Source organism: Pacificibacter marinus (assembly GCF_018860665.1).
Classification (GTDB): domain Bacteria; phylum Pseudomonadota; class Alphaproteobacteria; order Rhodobacterales; family Rhodobacteraceae; genus Celeribacter; species Celeribacter marinus_A.
On the sequence record NZ_JAHKPK010000048.1, the window covers coordinates 1 to 14,132 of the forward strand.

The window sequence follows — 14,132 nt, forward strand, 5'->3', positions numbered from 1 at the left end:
TCACACAAACGAGCCAGAGCCTCCAATACTCAAGCCGCTCTGATGCCCCATTTTATATGACGACGGACACCATGATTCGAAGAAACTATCGGGGCGGCGCAAATAGATTACGACGGTAACATCATACCGTTTAAGAACTTTTGCCAGACCCGCAGTATCGCTACGCTTACTGTCCGAGAAGTGCCAAAGCCCCTCATCAGAAATGATCACATTTTGGCAATTTTTGTCGGTTAATTCCGCCAACGCGCCAGATAACGCTTCAGAACGGCGCATAGGCGGACCGAAATAGGAGTACCCCATACGTGCAAGAACCTGTGGATTCTTCACAAGTGTAGCCTGAATAGAAGTTGTGCCGGTTTTCAACGTGCCGATGTGAAAAATGCTTTTGGCATCAAGAACCCCATAGATAAAAAGGTTTCCACGTCAAAGTAGGCAACCCAATATTAAAATTGCGTTGAATGTCACTTCACTAAATTTGAAATGCGTCACGCCCCAGCGCAAAAGAATCGTTCCGGCAGCCTTTAAGCGTCCAAGTTTTCAACGTTTAGCGCGTTGTCTTGAATGAACTCGCGGCGTGGCTCGACAACATCGCCCATCAATTTGGTAAAGATGTCATCCGCTTCGGCAAAGTCTTCGATTTTCACCTGCAACAAGGTGCGCGCTTCTGGGTCCAGTGTGGTTTCCCACAACTGATCCGCGTTCATCTCGCCCAAGCCTTTGTAGCGTTGCAGTGACAAACCTTTTTCGCCCTCTTCCAAGATCGCTTTGAGCAAATCAATAGGGCCGTGAATCAGGCTGAACCGCTCCTTGCGCATCAATTGCGACGGATCATCATAGATACCGTTTGTCGCTTGCACTTCTTGGTTGATCCGACGCGCCTCACCGCCACGCAAAATCGCCCCATCGAGGGTGCGGACCTCTTCAACGCCGCGCAAAACGCGGGTCAAACGGATGCCAACATCTTGGGTCGGACGACCTTTCCAGCCCTGCTCAAACTCGGGCGCGATCATATCAAGGCGTTTGGCGATCAGATCGGCTGTACCTTGCAAATCACCATCCACGCGGCCTGGTTCAAACGCACCCGCCAAAGCGGCTTGCTCAATGATGTGGCGCGGGTAATGCGTTGGAAAAGCATCCAAAATTCGTTTAAACGTCCGCGCACCTTCGACAACACGTGCCAAATCGGCACCGGCGATGTCTTCACCCGTTTGCAAACGCAACACGGCACCATCGGTGCCCTGCTGAATCAAATATTCATCCATCGCCGCTTGGTCTTTGAGGTAAACCTCAGACTTACCACGCGCGACTTTGTACAATGGTGGTTGCGCGATATAAAGATGGCCAGCCTCGATCAAAGATGGCATTTGACGGAAGAAGAACGTCAAAAGCAGCGTCCGAATATGCGCCCCGTCAACGTCCGCATCGGTCATGATGACGATTTTATGATAACGCAATTTGTCCAAATTGTACTCGTCGCGGCCAATGCCTGTACCAAGCGCCATCACTAGGTTGCCGATTTCTTGCGATCCCAACATGCGATCGAAACGTGCGCGTTCGACGTTTAAAATCTTACCGCGCAGAGGCAAAATCGCTTGCGTGCGGCGGTCGCGCCCCATTTGCGCCGACCCGCCCGCTGAGTCACCCTCCACGAGGAAGACTTCGGTTTGGGCAGGATCTTTTTCAGAGCAATCTTTGAGCTTACCAGCAAGGAAATTCACGTCCAAAGCCGACTTGCGGCGCGTCAATTCACGCGCTTTGCGGGCCGCTTCGCGCGCCATCGCCGCTTCGCAAATTTTGCCAATGATCATCTTGGCCATTTGCGGGTTTTCATCAAACCATTCAGTCAGCTTTTCGCCCACCAAATTTTCAACAGCGGGTCGCACTTCGGACGACACCAATTTGTCTTTGGTCTGGGACGAGAATTTGGGATCCGGCACTTTAACGGACAAGACACAGGTCAGCCCCTCACGGGCGTCGTCACCGGTAAAGGTGATTTTCTCTTTCTTTGCGATGCCACTGTCAGCCGCATAACGCGTCATAGTGCGGGTTAGCGCCCCACGGAAACCGGCCAAGTGCGCCCCGCCATCACGTTGCGGAATGTTGTTGGTGAAGGGCAAAACATTCTCGTGATAGCTGTCATTCCACCACATCGCCACTTCGACCCCGATACCATCTTTTTCGCCTTGCACGAAAATAGGCTCAGGCATCATAGATGTTTTAGAGCGGTCCAAATATTTGACGAATTCTTTGACGCCGCCTTCATAGAAAAGTTCGGTTTTGAGATGCTCTGCGGGGCGTTCGTCTTCCAAAATAATGCGCACGCCAGAGTTCAAAAATGCCAGTTCGCGCAGACGTTTTTCCAAGGTTGAAAAGATGTAATCAAGGTTCGAAAAGGTCGTTGTAGACGCCAAGAACCGCACTTCGGTGCCGGTTTCACCATGGGACTCGCCGATCTCTTCGAGGTGCTCAACGGTTTCGCCACGTTCAAAGCGGGCTTTGTGAATTTTACCCTGACGCCAGACTTTCAGTTCCAGCCAATCCGACAGCGCATTCACCACAGAGACACCCACGCCGTGCAGACCTCCGGACACCTTGTAAGAGTTGCTGTCGAACTTACCACCAGCGTGCAGCTGGGTCATGATAACCTCGGCGGCTGACACGCCTTCTTCTTCGTGCATATCGGTTGGAATACCACGACCATTGTCACGCACAGAAATAGATGAATCCGCGTGAATTTTAACGTTCACGTAATCCGCATGACCTGCCAAAGCTTCGTCGATGCCGTTGTCCACAACTTCATAGACCATGTGATGTAGGCCAGAGCCGTCATCGGTGTCACCGATGTACATACCAGGGCGCTTGCGAACAGCGTCTAACCCTTTGAGAACTTTGATGGAATTAGCACCATATTCTTCGGACTGCTCAGGTGTATCGGACATGCGGACTTCCTTGTTTTTACTTAGCCTTTTTATACGCCAAACCGCTGGGGTTGTCACGCAAATGGCACAAATATCACCGCATCGCCGCGCGAGTTTTTTCTTAGGTAAATGGGATCACGAAAGCCACGACAATGAGCAACAATTCAACTAGGGATATGCTCATGGAACTTCGTGAACTGATGATACGCCAGCGCTTTCAGACACTTCAAAAGTGGCCGCGCGCGATCCCAGTTCTGCGAACAGCTCTGGTCCCGTTCCGGTCATAAAGGCCTGCGCCCCAAGGGCACAGATCTCGTCATAAAGGGCGGCACGCCGTCCTGCATCCAGATGGGCCGCAACTTCATCGAGCAAAAATATTGGCGCTGCCCCGAAATCTTGCGCCAAAGCACGCCCATTGGCGAGGATAAGCGAAATCAGCAGGGCTTTTTGCTCGCCTGTTGAGCATTGATCCGCAGAGACGTCCTTAGCGGCATAAACCGCTCCCAAATCGGCGCGATGCGGGCCGATCAATGTACGCCCAGCCGACAGATCGCGCGAGCGATTGTCTTTGAAGGCGGCAAGCAGATCGGTTTCGGTCTTAGGCAAGCCAAATTGGTCCGAAGCCTTTAGCGTCAGGTTGGCCACAGGAAAGGTCGTTTGCGCACCATCTTGAGCGTCTTTCAATCGCTCCAGAACCATCAAACGATTTTGCATAATCGCAGCGCCTGACGTGGCCATCTGCGCTTCCAATGCGGCGTACCAATGAGCATCGCGCACCATATCTTTGAGCAACCGATTGCGTTCGCGCATGGCTTTCTCATAGCTCAACACAGCATCAGCATGACGGGGCTCAAACGACATCACCATCCGATCCAAAAACCGACGACGCCCCTCAGGGGCCTCAATCCACAGTCTGTCCATTGCAGGGATCAGCCAGACCACGCGGGCGATACGCCCAAGCGCAATCTGGGCCGCAGATTTTCCGTCGATTTTGACAGTGCGCGAGGCGCCATTTTCGGACCACGTTTCAATGTCGTGAGTTTGATGCAAAGACTGTAATTCAGCACGGACTTTCCAGCCCAAGCTTTCGGGTTTGCGCGCGATATCATCCATCGCGGCACGGCGCAGACCGCGACCGGGGGATAGCAAAGACACCGCCTCAAGAATGTTGGTTTTGCCTGCGCCATTTGCGCCCCAGATCGCAACAGGCCGCCCGTCCAGTTCAAGACGCGCGGCCCGATGAGAGCGGAAATGAGACAGAGTTAGGTCTTCGATGAACAAAGACATGCCGCCTCTTTTCCTAAGCTAAGGGTGCTGTAAATCAACGCTTCTAGGTCAAACGCGCATCGGCATCACAACGTAAACGGCAGAGGTGTCATTGCCTTCGCGCATCAAGGTTGGATCACCTGATGAGTTGAACATGAACACTGCATTTTCGCGGTCCACTTGGCTGGCGATTTCCAAAAGATATTTCGCATTAAAGCCGATCTCAAGGCGTTCATCATTGTAGGCCACGGCCAATTCGTCTTCTGCGGCACCGCTGTCAGGCGCATTGACAGACAGAGTCAGCTTGTCTTCCTCCAAGGTCAATTTCACCGCACGCGAACGCTCTGACGACACTGTGGCCACACGGTCCACGGCCTTGGCAAATTCTGCTGCGTCAACTTCAAGTTTGCGGGTGTTGCCAACGGGAATAACGCGTGTGTAATCGGGGAAGGTGCCATCGATGACTTTGGACGTCAGTGTGATGTCTGGGGTCGCGAAACGCACTTTGGCTTCGGACACGGACACAGCGATGGTCATGTCGTCATCATCAAGCAGCTTGCGCAATTCGCCAACGGTTTTACGCGGCACGATCACGCCGGGCATTTCCAAAGCGTTCTCAGGCAGCGGCGCGTCGATACGTGCCAAGCGGTGACCATCTGTGGCCACGCAGCGCAGCACTTTGCCGTCTTCACCATCAGAAACATGCATGTAAACACCGTTGAGATAGTAGCGGGTTTCTTCTGTCGAGATCGCGAATTTGGATTTATCGAACAAACGGCGCAGTACAGGGGCTGCGATTGCAAAGTTGCTGTCGTATTCAGAGGTGGTCATGACTGGGAAGTCTTCTTTGGGCAAAGTCGCCAAAGAAAAGTTGGACCTGCCCGCTTCGACAGTCAATCGTCCAGATGCGCCATCATCGGCCAACATCACCATTGCGCCGTCAGGCAACTTACGCACGATCTCGTGCAGGGTCACAGCAGACACAGTGGTGGCACCAGCGCGCTCTACGATGCCCGCACATTTGTCGATGACTTCGATGTCTAGATCCGTCGCGCGAAAGGACACCGTGTTGCCTTCGGCTTCGATCAGAACGTTGGCAAGAATTGGAATGGTGTTCCGACGCTCTACTACAGATTGTGCTTGGCCCACGGCCTTTAACAGCGCGCCGCGTTCAATGCTAATTTTCATGCCACCCTCGTCTGATTCATTGGCCGGATGTTGACGATATATCATTCACCATCACGTGCAAGATGTTGTTGCACGGACTTTGCCGTTGTCTTTGCCTGAGCGTCAAGGGCTCAGGGCACTGCTATGAATGAATTCGCGGCAGTGCAGCAGGTGAGACTCAGAATTTGGACCAATTGCCTAGGCTTCAAGCGCACGGCGCAGCATTTCTACGTCTTCAAACATCTGGCTGTCGGTTGTTTGAAGCTCTTCGATGCGACGTACACCATGCATGACCGTGGTGTGATCACGTCCGCCAAAGCGGCGGCCGATTTCAGGCAAAGACCGCGATGTCAGCTGTTTAGACAAATACATCGCCACCTGACGGGGGCGGGCGATAGAGCGCACACGACGCGGGCCGATCATGTCAGACAGGCGGATAGAGTAATGTTCAGACACGCGGCGCTGGATTTCCTCAACTGTGACTTTACGGTCAGAAGCTTTCAAAATATCCGCAAGGCATTCTTGCGCCAGCTCCATTGTGATTTCACGCCCCACAAGCGATGCGAAAGCAAACAGGCGCATCAAAGCCCCTTCAAGCACGCGCACATTTGTCGTGATCCGATGCGCCAAAAATTCCAATACGCCATCCGCAAACACAAGACCCTTGTATTGCGCGCGATAGTTTTCGGCTTTGGTCTGCAAAATACCCAAGCGCAATTCGTAATCGGTTGGGTGAAGGTCGACAACAAGACCACATTGCAAGCGTGATTTGATGCGGTCTTCAAGATCTTTGATTTCGCCTGGTGCACGGTCCGCAGAAATGATGATCTGTTTGCCTTGATCCACCAACGCGTTGAAGGTGTGGAAAAACTCTTCTTGTGTGCTGTCTTTGCCGGCGATGAATTGTACGTCATCGACCATCAACACGTCGACAGAGCGGAACAACTGTTTGAAATCCATCATCTGGCGATCGCGCAGTGCTTGCACAAAGCGGTACATGAACTGTTCAGCCGATAGATACAGCACACGCGTTTTCGGGTCACGCACTTGAATCTCATGCGCAATAGCATGCATCAAGTGGGTCTTACCAAGACCAACGCCGCCGTATAAAAACAGCGGATTAAAGGTCACGGGACCGCCTTCTGCAACGCGGCGCGCCGCAGCATGGGCCAATTCATTTGGCTTACCCACAACAAAATTGTCAAAGGTAAAGCGCGCATCAAGAGGCGCCCCTGGAAGCTCGGCTTCTTCAGTCACGGGAGCGGCTTGAGCAGATAGGCTTGCAGGTGTTTTAGCGGGTGCTTGATCAGAACCAGTGCTCAACGTGTCAGCAGAACGTACAGCTTCAACTTTAAACTCAACGCGTGATGCAGGCACACCGGAAGCCTTGAGGTGAGACAAAATTTGATCAGAAAAATTGCGCGTGACCCAATTCGCCATAAAGCTGGTTGGAACAGAAAATTGCGCGATACCATTATCGACTTTTTGCAGTTGTAGAGGTTCGATCCAGTTGGCGTAATTGTTGCGGCCTACAGTTTCGAGCAACTGCTGTTTAACACGTCCCCACGTATCGTTTTTCATATTCGTATTCGACCTAATTTATAGTTCTTTTTCATTATGGTTCGGCGGCAAAACCGACCCTTGAACGATGCAAAACACCGCCCAAGACACTACGCCTCAGGTCTTCAACATTTACACGCGGAGGGCGGACCTATGTCCAACCCACCACAACAAACCCCTCACAGTTTGTCGTGGCATACCCTTTTAAAGCAAGGGTGCCTGTATAAACCGCGCATCCCAATACAGCAAAACAAACCAGTCCAGACAAATGATTGTCTGGTTGAATCGTGCCAATACTGTTCAACGCAAGTGGACATACCAAAAAACCAATACCACGCGCGAGGCGTGTAAATTTTCTGGACAGCTTAACCAAGGATACCCCTATCCTTTCGGCCAAACAACACCTCTACACAGATCGGGGCAGCCCCAAGAAAACAACTTTCGGTCGTTGCCAAAGCGGTTTTCCAAATCGGTGTGGTAGGTGAATGTCCCCCCAAGACGACATGAATCGCTTGGGTAAGTTAGCAACCGCCACCTAAGTCGCGCAACTGATCTTCGTCCTTGACTCTGTCTTTACCCAAACCGAATCTAAAAAGTCCTTTTGGGCCCGTTGAGACGTGTCTCAATTGCCGCAAACATCAGGAAATCGAACCAGCGTAAAACTGAGGATTGCGAATCTATCCACAGATTTGTAAGCGCCGCGCGTGCAGCAGATTCGCTGCAATGCCGCACCAATAAACCTGTTTTCTTGGGGAAATCGGCATAAAAAAACGCGCCCTAAGGCGCGTTTTCAATACATACATAAGGGCTAGCGTTTAGCCGAGTGCTTTAACGCGTGAAGCAAGACGCGACACTTTACGTGATGCTGTGTTTTTGTGCACGATACCCTTTGTGACGCCACGCATCAGCTCTGGCTGAGCGGCGCGAAGAGCTGCTTTTGCAGCTGCGGAATCACCGGATTCAATGGCTTCTTCAACAGCGCGCAAGAATGTGCGGATACGCGAACGGCGCGCTTTGTTGATTTCTGTGCGACGCTCGATTTGACGGGCGCGTTTTTTAGCTTGGGGCGAATTTGCCATGGTGTCTTTCCCTCTCTAGGGCTTCATTAAATTACGATTGCGCAAAAAAGCCCACGTCAAAGACGGACGGGAAAGTCATAGCCTGAGCGGGCTCCACGCGCATGTAAGGCTGTCCTCTAAGGTAGAATCGCGCAAAAGGAAAGCCCAAAACGCCTATTTGTCGCGGAACTGGGGTGCGCGCTTTTCTAGGAAGGCGGCCATACCCTCAGATTGATCATCTGTCGCAAACAAAGCATGAAACGCACGGCGCTCAAATAACAAGCCTTCAGACAGGGGCGTCTCATAGGACCGGTTGACCGATTCCTTGGCCGCCATAACGGAAATCGTGCTTTTTTCAGCAATTTTGGCGGCTGTGGTCAGTGCATCATCAACCAGCTTTTTCGCTGGCACAACACGCGATACCAGCCCGCAACGTTCCGCTTCATCAGCATCCATGAACCGGCCCGTTAAATTCATTTCCATCGCTTTGGATTTGCCAACAAACCGCGTCAAACGTTGTGTACCACCCAGGCCGGCCATGATGCCCAGATTGATTTCGGGTTGCCCAAACTTAGCTGTATCTGCGGCAATGATGAAATCACACATCATGGCCAGTTCACAACCGCCGCCCAGCGCGTAGCCAGATACGGCCGCGATAATCGGTTTACGGATCGCGGAAATGGCATTGGCCTCGGTCCCAAAAAAGTCAGCCGTCGCCATATCGGCAAAGGATTTTTCAGACATTTCCTTGACGTCAGCCCCAGCAGCAAAGGCTTTGTCCGATCCCGTGATCACGATGGCCCGCACTTTTGGATCTGCATCCGCTTTGCCCAGTGCGTTGGCCAATTCGCCCAACAGTTCTATGTTCAAAGCATTCAACGCATCGGGTCGGTTCAATCGAATCAGCTTTACGCTATGGTGCATCTCAATGATGAGAGTTTTATAGGCCATGGTGGTGCTCCAAAGATCAGTCCGTTGGCCAAGACCTATCAGGCTCGGCCACGTATTCAAATCAACTTTGACACGTTGGGCAGAAGAATGTCGATCTGCCGGATTGGGTGATCCTTTGGACAGCAGATGTGCAATCAGGTGTTGCACAATTTTCACCCTCGCGGTCATACACACGAAAGCTATGCTGGAAATATCCCAGATCTCCGCCCGCTTGGCGAAAGTCCTTGAGCGATGATCCCCCTGCCTCGATTGCTTCTAGCAAAATCTCGCGAATGATCGGCACCAAAGCGGTGATTTTTTTGCTCGTAATGTCTTTCGCTTTCACCGTCGGGTTAAGCCCAGCGCGAAACAACGCTTCGCAGACATATATATTGCCCAAACCTGCGATGAGGCTTTGATCCAGCAGCGCCGTTTTGATCGGCGTGTTTTTGGTCTTTAGCACCTTGGCCAAATGCGTCTCGTTGAAATCATTGCCCAAGGGCTCAGGGCCAATTTTAGCCAACAAAGGATGCATCTCAGCCGTGGCTGTGTCGAGCAAATCCATCGCCCCAAACCTGCGCGGATCGTTAAAGGTCACGCGCGCACCGTTATCCATGTGAAACACCACATGGTCATGTTTGATCAGGTTTGGATGTTCATGCACGAACTGCCCCAAAGGATCGCCCGACACAGTCATACGTCCTGACATGCCAAGATGGATCAACAGCGTCTCAGTCGTATCCAGATCGGCCAGAATATACTTGGACCGCCTGCGCAGCTGCAAAACACGCGCGCCGGTCAGCCGCTCGGCCATCTTATCAGGGAAAGGCCAACGCAAATCGGGGCGATTCACATCAGCGCGCGTGATCACGGCACCGGACATACTCGGCTCAAGCCCGCGTCGTACTGTCTCGACCTCAGGTAATTCTGGCATTTTGACCCCTCTTTGCTAGCGCTTGCGATTGTCACGCCCAACTTGTGGCCTATAAGAAGGATAAGTTTTGCAAAAGGTGCAAGAGATCATGACACGGACAAGCGGACCAACCAGCGACAAGACCACCCATTTTGGCTTTAAAGATGTGGCCGAAGATCAAAAGGCCGGAATGGTCCATGAGGTCTTTACCAATGTCGCGTCAAAATACGATGTGATGAACGATGTGATGTCGATGGGAATCCATCGTATCTGGAAAGATGCGATGATGGATTGGCTTGCCCCGCGCCCGTATCAGCATTTGCTGGATGTAGCTGGCGGCACTGGCGATGTCTCGTTTCGCTTTCTCAAACGCGCACCGGGGGCGACCTCTGTTGTACTTGATATGACAGAATCGATGCTGATTGAGGGCCGCAAACGCGCCGAAGCCGAACAGATGGCCGAAAACCTGTCTTGGGTCACCGGTGATGCGATGGCCTTGCCGTTTGAAGACAATCAGTTCGATGTCTACACAATCTCCTTTGGCATTCGAAATGTCACCCGCGTGAACGAGGCCCTGTCCGAGGCCTACCGCGTGCTAAAACCCGGTGGACGGTTGATGGTGTTGGAGTTCTCGCAGCTGCCAAACCCTGCAATGCAAAAGGCTTATGATTTGTATTCCTTCAATGTCATTCCCAAGATGGGGAAACTCATCGCCAATGACGCCGACAGCTATCAGTATCTTGTTGAAAGCATCCGCCAATTCCCTGACCAAGAAACGTTTTTGCAGATGATCCGTGACGCGGGCTTTGCCAATGCGAGCTATCGCAATCTCAGCCTTGGCATCGCGGCGCTTCACACAGGTTGGAAAATTTAATGCGCGGGCCGCATAATATTTGGCGCCTCATTCGCACTGGCGCCACGCTGGAACGCACCGGTGCGCTGACAGCACTTTTTGAGGCCACAAACGCGCCGCGCCCAATGCGAATTGCTTTGCGTACGCTTGTCTGGCCGTTTCAATGGCTTGGCATCAAAGGCGACACAGCGCGTCCGCCGATCACCCGCGCCATCACCGCGCTGGGCCCTGCCTATATCAAATTCGGTCAAATTCTATCGACCCGCCCTGATGTGGTCGGTGAAGAATTGTCGCAGCAATTGCAGGTCTTGCAAGACAAGCTGCCGCCATTTCCGCGAGATGAAGCCATTGCGATGATCGAGGCCGATCTGGGCCACAAGCTTGACGATATTTTTTCAAAGTTTTCCGAACCTGTTGCCGCCGCCAGTATTGCCCAAGTTCACAAGGCCATCAAACGCGACACGGGCGAAGCGGTCGCGGTTAAGGTTTTACGCCCAGGCATCGCAGCTGCATTTCGCAAGGACGTTGACGCCTTTTATCTCGCAGCTTGGTTTGTCCAAAAGTTTTTGCCGTCATCGCGACGCCTCAAACCGCTTGAAGTCATTGCTCATTTCGACGGCGTTGTGCGGGGCGAACTGGATCTGCGGCTGGAAAGTTCTTCTGCTGCAGAATTTCATGCCAATACGATTGATGACACGGGCTTTTATGTCCCCCAAGTTGATTGGGCTTTGTCCTCGCGCAGCGTGATGACGTTGGAATGGATCGAGGGCATCACCGCCTCAGACCTGACAGCCATCACCGAGGCCGGTCACAACCGTGCCGAGCTTGGCCGGATCGTTTTGCAAATGTTTCTAAGCCATGCGTTGCGTGATGGATTTTTCCATGCAGACATGCATCAAGGCAATCTGAAAATAACTCCCAACGGTGACGTGGCAGCGCTCGACTTTGGTATCATGGGCGTGTTGGACGCCTACACGCGCCGCGTTTATGCAGAGATCATTTTCGGGTTTATCCGCAAAGATTATCAACGTATCGCCGAAGTGCATTTCGAGGCGGGCTATGTGCCCGCCGACCAAGATGTTGATGAATTTGCCCGTGCGTTGCGCGCCGTGGGCGAGCCGATTTTTGGCATGGATGCCACGCAAATTTCGATGGGTCGTGTGATGTCATATTTGCTGGAAGTGACCGAACGCTTTGGCATGGCCACCCGTACAGAATTGATTTTGTTGCAACGCACGATGGTTGTGGTCGAAGGTGTGGCACGCTCATTAGATCCAAAAATAAACATTTGGGAAGTGTCGCAGCCAGTTGTTGAAAGCTATATCAAAGAAAACATCGGTCCCAAAGCCTTGGCTCGCGATCTGGGACGCACCGCTATTGTGCTGTCGCGATTTGGCCCCAAACTGCCGCAAATTGCAGAATCTATCCTGATGGCACAAAGCAATCAACAGGAGCCGACAAAGCCTCAAAGCGCAATGCGCCAAACTGCGCTGCTGATGTTCGGCGGGGCTGTGGCCGCCAGTATCGGTGCTTTTGTCGCGATTTTGTTCAGCTAAATTCGGCAACTCCGGCGGCGGCAAAGGCAGCCTCACCCAAGCGTGTCTTCCATTGGCAATAGCACGCCATGCGCCAATGGTAGAGCGGGGCGAGTGCGCGATAACGATCCGTCACGGCCTCATCTGCATAGGCAACCAATAGGCTGTCGATTTGCGTGCCACTCAGCGGATCAGCCCCATCAACCACATGCATCGCAGGCGAGAGTGCAATCGCCAGATCATGAATAGGATCGCCAAAAGCAGGACACTGCCAATCCAAAAAGGTAAGCCCGTCACTCGTGATGACAGAGTTTGCGGGCGTAGGGTCGCCGTGCAAAAAACAAGACGCAGCGGCGGGTACGTTTGGTACCTCGGGCACATTTGATCGCAACCGTGCAGCGCGTGGAGACGCATCATGATCTAAAAACGATATGCCCTGCGCCTGAATGTCGCTTGGATCACTCAATACACGTCGAAAATTTTGGGCTGCTTCATGCGCATGCAACCGTGACAGCGCCGCCATGGTCTGCATCGATGTTTGCTTAGGTACTGTTCCATCAACAAAATCATACACAATACAGGTCCCAAAATCAGTTTCCGCCCCACCACGAAACGTCGGGGCAAGCCCAGTATCTGTCAGCGCCACAAGGGCACTTTGTTCATCGTGCCCCGTGTTTGGAAAAAAGGAGTTGGACCGCGCATCATCAAAGAACTTAAACACAAGTTTGCCGTCAGGAAATGCGCCCCAAAACAGACGATTGGAACGCCCGCCGGGCAGCGCGCGCCATTCAAGCGGCAATCCCAGACCCAAAGCATCTGCGGCCTGTCTTGGTCCGTTAAACTCTGTGTCTGTACGCTGCACGCTCTGCCCCTGTGTCGGTCATTGATCGGGCGAGTTTACAGATGAGGCGCAAGGCGATGCAACTGATTGTGCCTTAGGTGGGTTCGCGCAGGGCGGAAATATCTTCTGCATTTACCTCTGCCCCACTTTCCATGACAAGAACAGTGTTTGCGCCATCCGCACGTGCCTCAAAAATATGTCCATAGGCTTCGACCGTCGATGTAGATAAATATTCATCATAGGCAAAATTTTCTAATTCAAAGGAATAGTTGCCCGATGCGAATGGGTCGCCGTTGTCATCAACACCCGCCCATTCCAGATAGTCTGATGTCGTTGACACTTCGGTCGTTTGAACCACAGCACCAGATGCATCACGAACGATCAAAAAGGCTTGGTCTGCAGACCTGTCAGGTGAGGGAGCCAAGGTAATGGGCGTACCATCAAAATATACAGGCGCTTCGGTTCGGGCCTCCATGCCAACCCATCCTGCGATCTGCGACATACTCATAACGCCCATTTGACTGGCTAAGGATCTCAAGAGGTCGTTGGTTTGCACTTGTTGCTCAACGCCAGAAAACGTTGCGATCTGAACCGCGTAATCTGATGATTCGATTGGATTCATCGGATCTTGATTTTGCAACTGAACGGTGAGCATTGTCAGAAACGTTTCAAAATCGGAACTGATGACAGACGTTGATTCTTCTTCAACAACAGTCGTGGTTGCTGCAGTCGACGCCGTTGTTGTTGCACTTGTTACGGTGGTCATTCACTCTTCCTTACAATCTTAAGTCCATACCAGCCGCGCCATCCAAATGAAGCCGCACAGGTGATAAAAGGTCTGTGTCTGATTTGGACGCCTGAATATTGTCGGCAGAACCGGAGGTCTCATTTTGTCCGTCGTCATATAAAATGGGGCATCAGAGCGGCTTGAGTATTGGAGGCTCTGGCTCGTTTGTGTGATTGATTATGCGGCTTGTTTCTGATGTTGCAAGCGGCGTTGTTTGATTGTGTTTTTCTTGATTTTTTCCCTTTCTCTGAGAATGGCTTTGTCGCGGCCGAAGTAGACGTCGGCTGGTGTGACGTTGTTCAGG

12 protein-coding genes are annotated in these 14,132 nt (G+C 52.3%); 2 read left to right on the top strand and 10 right to left on the bottom strand.

The window, feature by feature from the left end:
- The 8 genes from KO497_RS13050 to mutM form a co-directional block, all read right to left on the bottom strand.
- Positions 1 to 327, bottom strand: coding sequence for a hypothetical protein (locus tag KO497_RS13050; protein ID WP_215944405.1), 327 nt, complete (start codon positions 325 to 327; stop codon positions 1 to 3).
- A gap of 194 nt (positions 328 to 521) precedes the next feature.
- Complete coding sequence (gene gyrB, locus KO497_RS13055) at positions 522 to 2,939, bottom strand: DNA topoisomerase (ATP-hydrolyzing) subunit B (RefSeq protein WP_215944406.1); 2,418 nt, start codon at positions 2,937 to 2,939, stop codon at positions 522 to 524.
- Between the two features lie 159 nt (positions 2,940 to 3,098).
- A complete protein-coding gene (recF, locus tag KO497_RS13060; protein ID WP_215944407.1) occupies positions 3,099 to 4,205 on the bottom strand; it encodes a DNA replication/repair protein RecF in 1,107 nt (368 codons plus the stop codon).
- 48 nt (positions 4,206 to 4,253) lie between these two features.
- Entirely contained in the window at positions 4,254 to 5,372 is a 1,119-nt protein-coding gene (dnaN, locus tag KO497_RS13065; protein ID WP_215944408.1) for a DNA polymerase III subunit beta, read from the bottom strand.
- Between the two features lie 177 nt (positions 5,373 to 5,549).
- Positions 5,550 to 6,932: a chromosomal replication initiator protein DnaA gene (gene dnaA / locus KO497_RS13070; RefSeq protein ID WP_215944409.1), complete on the bottom strand. Its 1,383-nt coding sequence runs from the start codon at positions 6,930 to 6,932 to the stop codon at positions 5,550 to 5,552.
- Between the two features lie 794 nt (positions 6,933 to 7,726).
- Positions 7,727 to 7,990, bottom strand: coding sequence for a 30S ribosomal protein S20 (gene rpsT, locus KO497_RS13075; RefSeq protein ID WP_215944410.1), 264 nt, complete (start codon positions 7,988 to 7,990; stop codon positions 7,727 to 7,729).
- Positions 7,991 to 8,143: 153 nt separating this feature from the next.
- Positions 8,144 to 8,920 (bottom strand): enoyl-CoA hydratase, encoded by a 777-nt coding sequence (locus KO497_RS13080; protein ID WP_215944411.1) that lies wholly within the window; start codon positions 8,918 to 8,920, stop codon positions 8,144 to 8,146.
- Between the two features lie 61 nt (positions 8,921 to 8,981).
- Positions 8,982 to 9,833 (bottom strand): bifunctional DNA-formamidopyrimidine glycosylase/DNA-(apurinic or apyrimidinic site) lyase, encoded by an 852-nt coding sequence (mutM, locus tag KO497_RS13085; RefSeq protein WP_215944412.1) that lies wholly within the window; start codon positions 9,831 to 9,833, stop codon positions 8,982 to 8,984.
- A gap of 88 nt (positions 9,834 to 9,921) precedes the next feature.
- Here mutM and ubiE point away from each other — a divergent pair, with 88 nt between their 5' ends.
- Together ubiE and ubiB are read left to right on the top strand one after the other, a co-directional pair.
- Positions 9,922 to 10,686: a bifunctional demethylmenaquinone methyltransferase/2-methoxy-6-polyprenyl-1,4-benzoquinol methylase UbiE gene (gene ubiE, locus KO497_RS13090; protein ID WP_215944413.1), complete on the top strand. Its 765-nt coding sequence runs from the start codon at positions 9,922 to 9,924 to the stop codon at positions 10,684 to 10,686.
- Positions 10,686 to 12,221 (top strand): 2-polyprenylphenol 6-hydroxylase, encoded by a 1,536-nt coding sequence (gene ubiB / locus KO497_RS13095; protein WP_215944414.1) that lies wholly within the window; start codon positions 10,686 to 10,688, stop codon positions 12,219 to 12,221. Before ubiE ends, ubiB begins: the two co-directional genes overlap by 1 nt.
- Here the strand turns inward: ubiB and KO497_RS13100 are convergent.
- Both KO497_RS13100 and KO497_RS13105 read right to left on the bottom strand, forming a co-directional pair.
- Complete coding sequence (locus KO497_RS13100) at positions 12,214 to 13,062, bottom strand: phosphotransferase family protein (RefSeq protein ID WP_215944415.1); 849 nt, start codon at positions 13,060 to 13,062, stop codon at positions 12,214 to 12,216. The genes ubiB and KO497_RS13100 overlap by 8 nt on opposite strands.
- Positions 13,063 to 13,135: 73 nt before the next feature.
- Positions 13,136 to 13,807, bottom strand: coding sequence for a flagellar hook capping FlgD N-terminal domain-containing protein (locus tag KO497_RS13105; protein WP_215944416.1), 672 nt, complete (start codon positions 13,805 to 13,807; stop codon positions 13,136 to 13,138).
- Between the last annotated feature and the right edge of the window lie 325 nt (positions 13,808 to 14,132).